The sequence below is a fragment of the Paenibacillus psychroresistens genome, from assembly GCF_009728935.1.
GTDB classification, from domain to species: Bacteria; Bacillota; Bacilli; order Paenibacillales; family NBRC-103111; genus Paenibacillus_AC; species Paenibacillus_AC psychroresistens.
Window position 1 is genome coordinate 2,998,408 of sequence record NZ_CP034235.1, and the last position, 13,623, is coordinate 3,012,030.

11 protein-coding genes and 2 tRNA genes are annotated in these 13,623 nt (G+C 43.2%); 12 read left to right on the forward strand and 1 reads right to left on the reverse strand.

Annotated elements, in window-relative coordinates:
* Positions 1 to 26: 26 nt before the first annotated feature.
* The 4 genes from EHS13_RS13465 to pyrE are packed head-to-tail and all read left to right on the forward strand — an operon-like array spanning position 27 to position 5,828.
* Positions 27 to 1,196 carry a carbamoyl phosphate synthase small subunit gene (locus EHS13_RS13465; protein WP_155700838.1) on the forward strand — a complete coding sequence of 390 codons (1,170 nt, stop codon included), beginning with the start codon at positions 27 to 29 and terminating at the stop codon, positions 1,194 to 1,196.
* On the forward strand, positions 1,183 to 4,434 hold the full coding sequence (carB, locus tag EHS13_RS13470) for a carbamoyl-phosphate synthase large subunit (RefSeq protein WP_155700839.1): 3,252 nt from the start codon (positions 1,183 to 1,185) through the stop codon (positions 4,432 to 4,434). The genes EHS13_RS13465 and carB overlap by 14 nt, the downstream gene beginning before the upstream one ends.
* On the forward strand, positions 4,431 to 5,186 hold the full coding sequence (gene pyrF / locus EHS13_RS13475; protein WP_227013928.1) for an orotidine-5'-phosphate decarboxylase: 756 nt from the start codon (positions 4,431 to 4,433) through the stop codon (positions 5,184 to 5,186). Before carB ends, pyrF begins: the two co-directional genes overlap by 4 nt.
* Positions 5,187 to 5,828 (forward strand): orotate phosphoribosyltransferase, encoded by a 642-nt coding sequence (pyrE, locus tag EHS13_RS13480; protein ID WP_155700840.1) that lies wholly within the window; start codon positions 5,187 to 5,189, stop codon positions 5,826 to 5,828. It abuts the gene before it with no gap.
* Between the two features lie 71 nt (positions 5,829 to 5,899).
* Here the strand turns inward: pyrE and EHS13_RS13485 are convergent, their stop codons facing one another.
* Positions 5,900 to 6,445, reverse strand: coding sequence for a glutathione peroxidase (locus EHS13_RS13485; RefSeq protein ID WP_155700841.1), 546 nt, complete (start codon positions 6,443 to 6,445; stop codon positions 5,900 to 5,902).
* 195 nt (positions 6,446 to 6,640) lie between these two features.
* On the opposite strand from EHS13_RS13485, the gene EHS13_RS13490 reads away from it, so the two are divergent.
* The 8 genes from EHS13_RS13490 (at position 6,641) to EHS13_RS13520 (ending at position 13,512) form a co-directional block, all read left to right on the forward strand.
* Positions 6,641 to 7,570 carry an ABC transporter ATP-binding protein gene (locus tag EHS13_RS13490; protein ID WP_155700842.1) on the forward strand — a complete coding sequence of 310 codons (930 nt, stop codon included), beginning with the start codon at positions 6,641 to 6,643 and terminating at the stop codon, positions 7,568 to 7,570.
* A 3-nt stretch (positions 7,571 to 7,573) separates the two neighbouring features.
* Complete coding sequence (locus tag EHS13_RS13495; protein WP_155700843.1) at positions 7,574 to 8,680, forward strand: ABC transporter permease; 1,107 nt, start codon at positions 7,574 to 7,576, stop codon at positions 8,678 to 8,680.
* A 67-nt stretch (positions 8,681 to 8,747) separates the two neighbouring features.
* On the forward strand, positions 8,748 to 9,428 hold the full coding sequence (locus tag EHS13_RS13500; protein ID WP_155700844.1) for a tetratricopeptide repeat protein: 681 nt from the start codon (positions 8,748 to 8,750) through the stop codon (positions 9,426 to 9,428).
* Positions 9,429 to 9,618: 190 nt separating this feature from the next.
* Positions 9,619 to 11,301: an ABC transporter ATP-binding protein gene (locus EHS13_RS13505; protein WP_155700845.1), complete on the forward strand. Its 1,683-nt coding sequence runs from the start codon at positions 9,619 to 9,621 to the stop codon at positions 11,299 to 11,301.
* On the forward strand, positions 11,298 to 13,025 hold the full coding sequence (locus EHS13_RS13510; RefSeq protein WP_155700846.1) for an ABC transporter ATP-binding protein: 1,728 nt from the start codon (positions 11,298 to 11,300) through the stop codon (positions 13,023 to 13,025). Before EHS13_RS13505 ends, EHS13_RS13510 begins: the two co-directional genes overlap by 4 nt.
* Positions 13,026 to 13,105: 80 nt before the next feature.
* Entirely contained in the window at positions 13,106 to 13,270 is a 165-nt protein-coding gene (locus tag EHS13_RS36395) for a hypothetical protein (RefSeq protein WP_193571499.1), read from the forward strand.
* Between the two features lie 76 nt (positions 13,271 to 13,346).
* A tRNA-Met gene (locus EHS13_RS13515) sits at positions 13,347 to 13,423 on the forward strand.
* 12 nt (positions 13,424 to 13,435) lie between these two features.
* A tRNA-Ile gene (locus tag EHS13_RS13520) sits at positions 13,436 to 13,512 on the forward strand.
* Positions 13,513 to 13,623 lie beyond the last annotated feature (111 nt).

Sequence of the window (13,623 nt, forward strand, 5' to 3'; positions counted from 1 at the left end):
TAGCTTTGACAAAAGGAGAGATGGTCATGCAAGCAAGATTGTTATTGCAAGATGGAACTATTTTTACAGGGAAATCGTTTGGCAGTGAAGGTGAATCGACAGGTGAGGTCGTTTTTAATACAGGAATGACGGGTTATCAAGAGGTGTTGTCAGATCCCTCCTATTGTGGTCAGATTGTAACGATGACATACCCGCTAATCGGAAATTATGGAATCACACGCGATGATTTTGAATCGGTGAGACCTTTTATACATGGCTTTGTTGTGCGCGAGCATGAAGTGGCGCCAAGCAACTGGCGTTCCCAATATACAATTGATAATCTGTTGAAAGAATATGGCATTATAGGTCTAAGCGGTATTGATACAAGAATGCTAACACGTATTCTTCGTAACTATGGGACGATGAAGGGTATTCTCACGACTTCTCAGAAATCAGTTGGAGAGCTGCAAGAGCAGTTAACGGCAATGAGCTTGATGACGGATCAAGTAGCACAGGTTTCGACTAAAAGTGTCTACAGCTTCCGTGGGGAAAAGGAACGTATCGTACTAGTCGATTACGGTTCTAAGGCTGGAATTCTGCATGATTTAACTAAGCGCGGCTGTGATGTGGTTGTTGTGCCTCATGATGCTACGGCTGATCAAATTCGCCGTCTTGCTCCAGACGGAATTATGCTGTCGAATGGTCCTGGGGATCCGAAAGACGTGCCTGAAGCTGTAAAAACAATTGCTGAATTGCTTGGTGAAATTCCGATTTTCGGGATTTGTTTGGGGCATCAGCTGTTCGCTCTGGCTTGCGGTGCGGATACAGTTAAATTGAAATTTGGACATCGCGGTGGGAATCACCCTGTAAAGGATTTGAAAACGAATCGTTGCTACATCACTTCACAGAATCATGGTTATACGGTTTTGGAAGAATCCGTTTTGAACACAGGACTTGAAGTCACTCATATCAACAATAATGATAAAACCATCGAAGGCTTGAAGCATACTAAACATGCAGCTTTCTCCGTTCAATATCACCCAGAAGCTGCACCAGGACCTTTTGATTCCAGTTATTTATTCGATCAATTCATCGATATGATTCGTACCTATAAACTAGATAATCCACAAGCCACTCAGCAAACTAAAATGTTAGCTGCTGCTCAGTTGGCTAAAGCAACTGCACCGAAAGGAGATTTACAATATGCCCAAAAATAAGGCACTAAAAAAGATATTGGTTATCGGATCCGGTCCGATTGTGATTGGTCAGGCAGCTGAGTTTGATTATGCGGGAACACAAGCCTGTCAAGCATTAAGAGAAGAGGGTATTGAGGTTGTCTTGATCAACAGTAATCCAGCTACGATCATGACGGATACTAACATGGCAGATAAGGTTTACATTGAGCCCATCTCTTTGGAATTTGTTACACAAATCATTCGTCAAGAGCGTCCAGACGGTCTTTTGCCAACATTAGGTGGCCAAACGGGCTTGAATATGGCTGTGGAATTAGCTAAAGCAGGCGTTTTGGAAAGAGAAAATGTTAAACTGCTAGGAACTCAATTGTTCGCCATTGAGCAAGCCGAGGATCGCGATTTATTCAAAGAGCTTATGAAGGAATTAGAACAACCGATTCCCGATAGCATTATTGTTACTGCGATTGACGAAGCTGTAGAATTCTCACGGGAGATAGGCTTTCCGCTTATCATCCGCCCTGCTTATACATTAGGTGGAACTGGCGGCGGGATTTGCAACACCGAAGAAGAATTGATCGAGATTGTTACAGCTGGGATTCGTTATAGTCCAATTGGACAATGTCTAGTTGAGAAGAGTATTGCGGGCCTTAAAGAAGTTGAATATGAAGTTATGCGTGATGCAAACGACAACTGTATAGTGGTTTGTAATATGGAGAATTTTGATCCGGTTGGCGTACATACAGGGGATAGCATCGTTGTTGCACCTAGCCAAACCTTGTCTGATCGTGAATATCAAATGCTGCGTTCCGCTTCACTAAAAATTATCCGCGCGCTTAATATCGAGGGTGGCTGTAACGTACAGTACGCACTTGATCCACAAAGCTTTCAATATTATGTAATTGAGGTTAATCCTCGTGTTAGCCGCTCATCGGCACTTGCTTCTAAAGCAACTGGTTATCCGATTGCGAAGATGGCCGCTAAGATTGCTATCGGTTACACATTGGACGAGATTGTTAACCCAGTTACAGGACAAACCTATGCTTGCTTCGAGCCAGCTTTGGATTACATTGTTTCAAAAATACCTCGTTGGCCGTTTGATAAATTCGTTGCGGCAAACCGTAAATTAGGCACTCAAATGAAAGCAACTGGAGAGGTTATGGCGATTGGCCGGACCTTTGAGGAATCGATTCATAAAGCAATTCGTTCATTAGAAATTGGCGTACATCGCTTGTTCCTTAAGGAAGCTGTAGGGATTGCTAGAGATGTTCTTGAGCTTAGATTGCAAAAGCCGGATGATGAGCGAATTTTCCTAATTGCTGAAGCTTATCGTATGGGTTATACCTTAGAAGAAATTCAACAGCTAACGAATATTGACTGGTGGTTCCTGCACAAGCTGCAAGGCTTGGTTTCATTTGAAACCGACATTCAAGCAACTGAACTAAGCTATGACTTGTTGTACGAAGCTAAACGCAAAGGCTTTACGGATCGTGCGATTGCTGAGATTCGCAGCAATGCTGGACGTGGGCTTACTTATACGAACGAGAATGAAATTCGGATTTACCGCAAAGGGCTTGGTTTGATCCCTGTTTATAAAATGGTAGATACCTGTGCGGCTGAATTTGAAGCTTCAACACCTTACTACTATTCGACATATGAAACAGAAGATGAAGTGCTTGAAACAACTAAGGAGAAGGTTGTTGTATTGGGCTCAGGTCCAATTCGCATCGGCCAAGGAATTGAATTCGACTATTCAACTGTACATGCAGTCTGGGCGATTCAAGAAGCAGGTTACGAGGCAGTAATCATCAATAACAACCCAGAAACAGTTTCAACGGATTTCAGTACTTCTGACCGACTTTATTTTGAACCTTTGTTCTTCGAAGATGTAATGAATGTCATTGAACGTGAAAAACCAATTGGCGTTATCGTGCAATTCGGTGGGCAAACGGCGATTAACCTAGCTGCTCCGCTTTCTAAAGCAGGCGTTAAAATTCTTGGTACGGATTTGGCTGACATTGATGCTGCTGAAGATCGCAAGAAATTCGAAGCTTTATTAACCAGCTTGAATATTGCTCAACCTCCTGGCGGTACTGTTACTTCAGTCGATCAAGCTGTAGGTGTTGCATCGAGATTTGGTTATCCGGTCTTGGTTCGTCCTTCGTATGTACTAGGTGGGCGTGCTATGGAAATCGTTTATAGTGATGAAGAATTGTTGAGCTACATGGAATACGCAGTAACGATTAATCCAGAGCATCCGGTGTTAATTGACCGTTACATGCTGGGTAAAGAGGTTGAAGTTGACGCGATCTGCGACCGTGAAACGGTGCTTATCCCAGGAATTATGGAGCATGTAGAGCGCGCAGGCGTTCACTCCGGTGACTCCATTGCGGTATATCCTCCGCAGTCGCTTTCTGCTGAGATTAAGGCGAAAATTTGTGCGATTACAGAGAAAATAGCTTTGGCATTAAATGTTATTGGGTTAGTCAACATCCAATATGTTATTTTTAACAATGAGGTTTATGTCATTGAAGTTAACCCGCGTTCTTCGAGAACGGTGCCTTTCTTAAGCAAGGTGACCAAAATTCCGATGGCGAATGTAGCTACTAAGCTGATCATGGGCAAAAAGCTCAAGGAGCTTGGCTATGAGAATGGTCTATGGCCAGAAGATGAGTATGTTTCGGTTAAAGTACCTGTGTTCTCGTTTGCTAAGCTGCGTCGTGTAGATACAACGCTCGGGCCTGAAATGAAATCAACTGGTGAAGTTATGGGACGCGATAAAGTATTCGCCAAAGCCTTGTACAAAGGTTTGATTGGATCAGGGATGAAAATTCCGCCAACTGGCTCCATTATTGTGACTGTTGCCGATAAAGATAAGGAAGAAGCTATCGAAATTCTTCGAGGCTTTGACCGCATGGGCTATAAAATCGTGGCAACTGGCGGCACTGCAATCGCATTTACAGATGCGGGTCTGCGTGTAACAACCGTGAACAAGCTAAGCGAAGGATCACCGAATATTCTTGACTTGATCCGCAATGGCGAAGCCCACTTTGTAGTCAATACTCTGACTAAGGGTAAGGCTCCAGAACGTGATGGCTTCCGAATCCGTCGTGAAGCAGTAGAAAACGGCATTGTTTGTATGACATCCTTGGATACCGTACGTGCGCTGCAGGTTATGCTGGAGACGATTAATTTTGCAACGAACCCAATGCCGCTTAATGCGATTATGACTCCAATGCCAGGTAATACGGTACTGCAACGATGATGAATGAAAAGCTGCAAGCTCAAGGGACAACTAAAGATGAAGATCATGCCGGAAGAATTATGGTCGCTCTGGATTATTCAAGTGCGGATGAAGCGAAGCTTCTGTTGAAGGAGCTTCAAGGCATTCCTTGTTATATGAAAGTCGGCATGCAATTGTTCTATGCGGCTGGTCCAAGCTTTGTGCTGTATTTGAAGGAGCAAGGCTACAAAGTATTTCTCGATTTAAAAATGCACGATATTCCCAACACGGTTAAAGGTGGAGCAGAAAGCTTGACCCGCTTAGGTGTGGATATGTTCAATATCCATGCTGCTGGCGGGAAGCTTATGCTGGAAGCGGCTTTAGAAGGTGTGGATAAGGGGCTAACGAGTGGCAAGGCGGAAAGACCGTTAGTCATCGCAGTTACCCAGCTTACCAGCACAAGCCAGCAAATGCTTAATGATGAAATTGGCTTGACGGGAACAGTGGAGCAGGCCGTTCTCAAGTACGCTCAATTGGCTCAAGCCGCTGACTTGGATGGAGTAGTTGCTTCACCACATGAAGTGTTGAGAATTAAGCAGCAGCTGGGAAGCAGCTTCATTACCGTAACACCTGGGATTCGTCCTACAGGAGCTGCAATTGGCGATCAATCTCGTGTAATGACACCGCAGGAAGCTTTCAGTCAAGGTACGGATTACATCGTAATTGGGCGACCGATTACTGCAGCGACTGATCCGCGGAAAGCGTTGGAAACTATTCTTGAGGAGCTGATCTAGTTGAGCACAACGCAAACCTTACGTAAACAAATCGCAAGCTCATTGTTAAATATCGGCGCAGTAGCGCTTCGTCCCAATGAACCGTTCACTTGGGCATCAGGCATTAAATCACCGATTTATTGTGATAATCGTTTGACGATTTCCTATCCAGAGATTCGTGATCTGATCGCAGACGGCTTTGCTGCCATTATTAGGGAGCAATATCCAGATGCTGAAGTAATTGCTGGAGCAGCTACAGGCGGCATTCCACATGCAGCATGGGTCGCTCAGAAGCTGAATCTGCCGATGATCTATGTACGTGATAAACCTAAAGGCCATGGAAAAGAGAACATGATCGAAGGTGCTTTAAAATCGGGGCAAAAGGTAGTCGTGATTGAGGATTTGATCTCAACTGGCGGAAGCTCTTTGAAGGTTGCATTGGCTGTTAATGAAGCTGGTGGACAAGCGCTTGCTGTTCTTGCTATCTTTACTTATCAATTCGAAAAAGCGGCTGGGGTTTTCGCTGCAGCTAACATTCCTGTACAAACTTTAACGGATTATACAGTATTGTTGGAAACAGCCGTAGAGTTGGGTAACATTCAACTGCAAGATATTTCCTTAATGCAATCATGGAGAGCAAACCCTCAGGAGTTTGGGAAGTAATTTAGCTTAAATAAAAAGCATTTCAATCACAAGGTCGGGGGACTTGGTGAGTTGAAATGCTTTTTTCTGTTTTATAACACAGCTTCGATTGCAGGAGCGATATCCTGTGGTTCAATAGGGGACTCGAAACGTTGAACTACATGTCCTTTACGATCGATCAAGAACTTAGTAAAGTTCCATTTAATTTCATCTGTTTCCAGCTGCTCGGGCATTTTTCCAGTGAACATGTCGTGCATCATTTTTCCTCTAGGGCTTTCCTGATCAAATCCCTTGAAAGGAGCTTCTTCTGTTAGATAAGCAAATAATGGATGCTTATGCTCATCTTTGACTTCGATTTTCTCGAAAAGCGGGAAGGTTACACCATAATTGATCTGACAAAAGCTGTCTACTTCATCGTTGGTGCCTGGCTCTTGCCCGCCAAATTGATTGCTAGGAAAGCCTAGTACGACCAAGCCTTGATCTTTAAATTGTTCATATAATTTTTGAAGCTCCGTATATTGTGGAGTGAACCCGCATTTACTTGCAGTATTAACAATTAGTATAACCTTGCCCTCATAATCTGCTAAAGATGCCTCAGTTCCCCGAATCGTATTCGCTTTAAAATCATAAATGCTCATTTTTATCCATCCTTATCTATAAATTAATTGCCCACAATTAAATTTATCACAATGAAATTGGTGAGTCAAATAAACCGAATCTTAGAGAAATATTCCGCCTTAAGACGGAGTTGTAAAGCCATCCTTGGACTGTTTTGTGAACGCCTAAATTCCGTTAAAATGAAGTCATTAACCATACATAAGGAGGCAATTAAGATGGCGCTTTTGGAAGTATCGGGCTTGAGAAAAACGTTTGGGTCCATTGTTGCGGTTGAAGAGATTAGCTTCTCTGTGGAAAAAGGCGAGGTTTTTACGATTATTGGCCCTAATGGTGCGGGGAAAACGACGACCTTGGAGATGATTGAGGGACTGCAAAAGCCGGATCAAGGTGAAATTCGCATTAGCGGAATGAATTGGTCTCAGCATAGTGCAGAAATGAAGCAGCTGATTGGCGTGCAGCCTCAATCAAGCGCCTTGTTCGACAATCTAAACGTCTATGAAAATCTCGATGTGTTTGCCAGCTTCTATAAGAAGTCGAGATCGATTAACGAAATCATGGAGCTGATTAACTTAACCGAGCATCGCAAGAAACGGGTAAGCTCCTTGTCAGGCGGACAGAAGCAACGACTGGCTGTTGGCTTGGCGCTTGTAAATGATCCTGAGCTGCTATTTCTGGATGAACCAACCACAGGACTGGACCCACAAGCCAGACGCAACCTGTGGGACATCGTGCTGAAGCTGAAGGAAATGGGCAAAACCACAATTCTGACTACTCATTACATGGAGGAAGCGGATAAACTAAGCGACCGAGTCTGCATAGTAGATCAAGGCAAGGTGGTTGCAATTAATACGCCAAAAAAACTAATTGAGCAGCTTTCGCAGGAAAGAGAGGTTCAGCTTACTTTAAGCTCAGGGATTGAAGAAATTCGTGCTTTGAAAAGTGCAATTGAAACTCATCCGGCAACCACTAAAATTCGTATGGATCAGAATAAGCTAACCTTCTCTACTTTTCGCCCAGAGGAAACGCTCTATGAAGTATTTAAGTTTACAACGGAGAATCATCTAGAGGTTGAGCAAATACGGTTACAGGATATGAGCTTAGAAGATGTCTTCATTGCTTTTACCGGCAAAGAATGGAGGGATTAAGCGATGCGTCAATTTAAAAAGCTATTTGAAGCGCACTTCAAGTCCACTTTCCGTGAGAAGCAGGTCTGGTTTTGGTCTGTTTTCTATCCTGTGCTGCTGCTTGTTATTTTCTTAATGATCTTTGGTGGTTCCGATGCGAAGGAAGCTAATTTCTCAGCTAAAATAGTCGTAGTATCCGCAGAGCAGCAAAATCAAGATGCCACGCAGCTCCTGACTACCTTGCAGCAAATGCCTGCACTGGAGTGGGAAAATAAGGAGCCCGTAAGCAGACAGCAGGCGGAGGACTTAGTGAAAAGCAAGGATATTGATGCAGCGATTGTGCTTCCTTCGGGAGATATGGCAAAACCAATTGAACTGATCATTCATAAAGAAAAGCAAAATTCTGCCCTCACTCCAGTGATGAACAACATTGTAAAGGGTGCTTTGGAACAAAGCATTCAAGAGGAAGCTGCAGTTAAACCACATTACAGCATCCAGTCCGAATTTATCTCCTCAGGTAATGCTAAGCTTAAATATGTCGACTTTTTATTGACTGGACTAATTGCCTTATCCATCTCACAAGCGGGCTTATTTGGGATGATCGTGATGGTTGAAATGCGCCGCAATGGATTGCTTAAACGCTTGATGCTAAGTCCCGTTAATATGAAGCTGTTTGGCTTAAGCAATATGATGGTCCGGTTTATCCTCTCAGCGATTCAAGCCGTACTTTTAACGTTAGTAGGCATTTTCTTCTATGACGCATCAATTGATATAAATATCATTTCTTTTTTATTAATTTTTATTGTTGGAACGACAGCCTTTTCAGCTATTGGCTTTATGGTATCTTCATTGACTAAAACACCGGATAGTTATTTTGGCCTTGCTAATTTAATCAGCTTTGTGATGATGTTTCTGAGTGGGATCTTTTTTGACAGCGCCTCATTGCCTTCCTATATTAAACCGATTTCTGATTTTCTGCCGCTGACTTATTTTGCTAATGGGATTCGAGATGGAATGGTATATGGTTTGGGAATTATGCATCCTGCATTTTGGCTGAATTTAGGCGTACTGGCTGCTTGGGGGATTGTCACTTTCATAATCGGTTCGCGTTTTTATAAATGGAAGGGTTAATCTGGATTCCTCACCGTGAAACGGTTATAATGTGCTATATCATGGGTAAGGGAGCGATACAAATCGTATGGAATTAAGCGCTGAAGATAAGCTTCAGGATCTTTTGACAGCATTACGGCCTTGGTTGGACCAAGAACTAGCTTTTTTAATTGATTTGGCGAAACATCAGTGGAGTGCACGTGTCATTCTAGCGATTGCGTTGTCCGAGTCGGATAAAATTAAAGAAGCTGAGCTATTATTAGAAAGTATTCTCCAGGAGCCGGTCTCCGAACAGAAGGAACAAGAGCTATCTAGATTACGAGCTTTATTAGAGCTTGCACATATTCGCATGGATCAAATGAAATACGATGTAGCTGAGGACTTTCTCTGGCAGGCAAGGAATATGTATCCGGTTGAGCTTACTAAAGAATTGGATTTCACTAAGGAAGATATATCTTTATTCATCGCACAATGTCGGTTTGGTCAAGGCTTCGTACAAGATGGCATTGATCGTGCCATAGAAATCCTTCATAAGCTGCAAAGTATGGATGCGGGAAGTACGAGAATGGCTAAAGTTTACCAACAGTTAGGCTGGTTTTATCTGCACAAAATGGACGCACCCGCGGCACTATTGAACATTAAGAAAGCAATGAAGCTTGCTCCAGAGCTGGATCAGCAAATGGTTAATGATGGGTTAGCAGCAGAAGCTGAAGGGAATTATGAGCAGGCGATTGAGCACTATTTTGATTCTTTACTATTTAATAAATAAGATAGGTTTAGGCATTGGCGACCCATTGGGTCGCTTTTTGCTCATGGTCGAGTAGGGGGAGTTTGTCATATCTGTAAATCTTACGCAACATCAAGTACATAGTGAAAAACCTATAAAGGACGAGCTTAAATTACGTCAAATATACTTTTGGATTCTAGCTTTTCTAAAGCCCTACTTAGGAACTGTTGCTTTGCTAGTTCTCAGTGGCTTGTTCGTCTCTGGCAGTGAAATTCTTATTCCGAAAATGATTCAGCACTTCATCGACGTTATCTATCCTGCCAAAGACTACACTGCGTTTGGCTATTTATTGCTAGCTATTGCTGGGTTATGTGTGGTCATGTTTGTTGCCGCAATGGCTCAGAATACTTTACAACGTGTGATTCGCGAAAAAGCAGCACGTGATTTGCAGGTTGCTGTGTTTCAAAAGCTGCGCAAGCTCGGGTTCTCCTATTATGAGCGGCATCCTGTAGGCGAAACCCTATCTTTTCTCAATACAGAAGTGGCTGCCATTCAAGAAATCTATCGTCAATATTTACCTGGGATCATTCAGGATGCGATTTTTGCTGTGGTAGCTGTCAGTATTCTATTCACGATTGATGTTAAGCTAACTTTACTGTTGATTCCGTGCTTTCTACTCTATTATTTGGTTGGGCCTTACTATGAGAAAAAAGCGGCTAAGGTAGGCAAGATGACTGCAGATAATCGAGTTCAATTCAATAAACAAATTTATGAGAGTATTTCGGCCTTGCCAGAGTTTCGGGCCTATGGTCGTGAATCATGGGATCTACAGCGCGTTCTAGAGAGATTAAATCTTCTCGTGAAAAATAATCTCCGAGTTATTCTCTATGCCTATTTGCGAGGAACAGTAAGAAGATTATGTACCTATTCAGGCGCTATTGCGGTTTTCTTGTATGGGGCTTATCTAATTAAACATGATCAACTGAGCGTAGGTGGTTTTGTTGCGTTTACAATTCTCTATTTCTTTGCGATTTTTAAAATGACAGTAGTCATCACTAATTTAACCGAGCAGAGATTGTTGATGTTTCAAGGGGAGATTCTCTATCATTTTATGCATCAAAAGCCTGATGTTCAAGAGGTTCCGCAGCCAGTCCTAGCAGAGATTCGCGGACGAATTGAATTTAACGAGGTTCATTTTGGGTATCCATCTCGACCAGACGTCATTCGTGGATTTACACTAGATATTCGAGCAGGTGAGAAAATAGCACTTGTAGGCACAAGCGGTAATGGAAAATCAACCATTCTCAAGCTGGCTGCACGTTTCTATGACCCGCTTTCAGGTGAAATAAAACTAGACGGAGTACCACTGAACCAGCTAGCTTTGGAGCAAATCCATGATGCCATGGGATATGTGTTCCAAGAAACGTATCTGTTCGGTACGACAGTCCGCGATAATATACGCTTTGGTCGCCCCGATGCCAGTGATGAGCAGCTATATGCAGCCGCTGAAGCAGCGTATGCCCACGAGTTTATTCTGCAGCTTCCTGAAGGGTATGAAACGATTGTTGGAGAGCGCGGGGTTAAGCTGTCTGGAGGCCAAAAGCAACGCATTTCACTTGCGCGTTTATTCCTCAAAAATCCAGCGATTGTTTTATTGGATGAGGCAACCTCGGCATTGGATAATCAAAGTGAACGCAAAGTCCAGCTCGCTTTAGATCACTTACTTAAGAACAGAACGACGATAACCGTGGCACATCGATTGTCGACGATTAGGAAGGCCGACCGTATCATTGTGATGGATCAAGGGTGTATTGCCGAAGCGGGGACTTATGATGCCTTAATGGCGATGCAGGGATTGTTTTATCGCCTGTCGGAAGGCTTAGAGCTAGCAGGGGAAGAGGAGGAAGTGTCTTGAAGCATAAAAAATGGATTTTCGCCTTAATTAAAGAGGATCGTTGGAGTTATGTATTGGCTTTTGTGCTGCTTGTCGCGGAATCCGTTTTGTTTCTGGCTATGGCTGGTTTACAGAAATTTATTATCGACGATGTTTTTATTAATGGACATTATAATGAGTTAACGCGGATTATTGCCGCTTTTGCACTGGTCTTCCTTTTCTACGCGATGATCTTTACCTGGGCTCCTTACACCTTTCATAAGAATGAATTCACGCTGTATACTCGCTTGTGCGGCAAGCTGATGCAGCGCTTATATAAATTTCCGATCGGCCGCTTGCAGAATGAACGTACGGCTAAGTACGTGCATTATTTTACCAATGATGCTGCTCAAGCTTCAAGGCTAGTGGGGACTGAATTGCCAAGAATGCTGCAGCAGGCATTGATGGCTGTGATTCTAATGATTGTAATCGGAAATATTAATGTAAAGATGCTGCTGGTTATTTTAGTATTGACCACGGGATTCATTCTGATCGGTAAATACTTTTCTCCGCGTTTAAGAAAGGTCTCTAAAGAAGTCCAAGATAATAAAACAAAGCTGCTCATTCACATTGAAGAAGGTGTCTCATCTACGCGAGAAGTGATCTCCTACAACAGAACTCGCTGGGAAAAAGGGATTTATGATGGATTATTCGCAAGCTTTTATGAAAAAGTAATGAAGGAAGGCAGCATCGTTAACAAGCAGCTGTTAAGCAGCAATCCAATCAAATGGGGAGTCACTTTATTCGTATTGGGCTTTGGCGGATACGAGCTGATGAAGGGCAATATGACGTTGGGTTTGTTCGTCGTCGTGTATCAATATTCAACAACCTTGATGGATTCGCTGAATACTTTTTTTCAATATATTATGAATGCTTCCAGTCATTTAGCCTATTTAGACCGTCTTAGCGAGGTGCTTGAAGGTGAATCAATTAAAGATGGGGATAAACGGTTATCAGAGCCTGTGGAGACACTTGCTTTTGAAGGACTTTCCTTTGCTTACAGATCGGGTACTCCGTTAATTCTCGATGACATGAGTCTGGATTTGCCCATGGGCGGGAAAATAGCTTTCGTAGGGGCAAGTGGAGGCGGTAAGTCGACAATCAGCCAGCTGTTGATTCGGTTTTTTGAGCCGAAAAGTGGCCAAATTCTCGTGAATGGACAACCCTTATCGGACTATAAACGAGAAGATTGGACGAAAAAAGTCGATATTGTTTTTCAGGATCCCTATTTGATACCGGATACGATCCGCACGAATCTTACACTGGGCAGAGAGTCCATATCCGACGAGCAGCTTGAAGCCATGTGCCGAGTTGCCCAAATCCACGACGTGATTCAGCAGCTGCCTGATGGTTATGAAACGATTATTGGGGAGCGCGGGATTACTTTATCCGGTGGTCAAAGACAACGCTTGTCGCTGGCGCGTGCTTTTCTTGCTAATCCAGAAATTCTAATATTGGATGAAGCTACATCGGCGCTAGATCTGGAGACAGAGCGTTTGGTGCAGAGGGGATTAGACGAGCTCAGAGTGGGGCGTACGACAATTATTATTGCCCACCGGTTATCTACGATCATCAATGCGGATCAGATTTATGTGATCGATCGTGGGAAGGTGATTGAGATGGGCAGCCATGAGCAATTGATGGTAGGGGATACGGCTTACAAACGTTTGGTCTATGCAGAAGAAAAGCTTCAACATATTGCTTAAGTAAAAACGGATAGATTTTACCGCTAATGGGTTATCCTATATAAGACATAAGGGACAACAATTAGAAAGGATGGGATCAGATGTCTTGGGTGTATTGGGTGAAGCTGCATGATAGCAAAAACCAAGCGGGCACTTTAGCGAAGCGAATAGAAGAAGACTGGTGGATTTATGGCTATGAGTGTCCGCAAACCGTAGAAGTTTTCCGTTCGAAAAAAGGCCGCTTTGGTGTTAGATATATTTTCTAATATAAACTTGACTTTGCTTGCAGCGATGGTGTATATTACTTCTTGTCGCTGTTAACAAGTGACTCTAGAATACTGGCGCGGGGTGGAGCAGCTCGGTAGCTCGTCGGGCTCATAACCCGAAGGCCGCAGGTTCAAATCCTGCCCCCGCAACCAAATTTTATATTTGGGCCTTTAGCTCAGTTGGTTAGAGCGGTCGGCTCATAACCGATTGGTCGGGGGTTCGAGTCCCTCAAGGCCCACCAAAGAAAAACCCTTATTCTATAAGGCTTTTTTTATTTTTAGGGGTTATACTAGATTCATATAAACCACTAAAAAACATCTTAAAAATAATATTTGGTAACGCTTTGGTAACG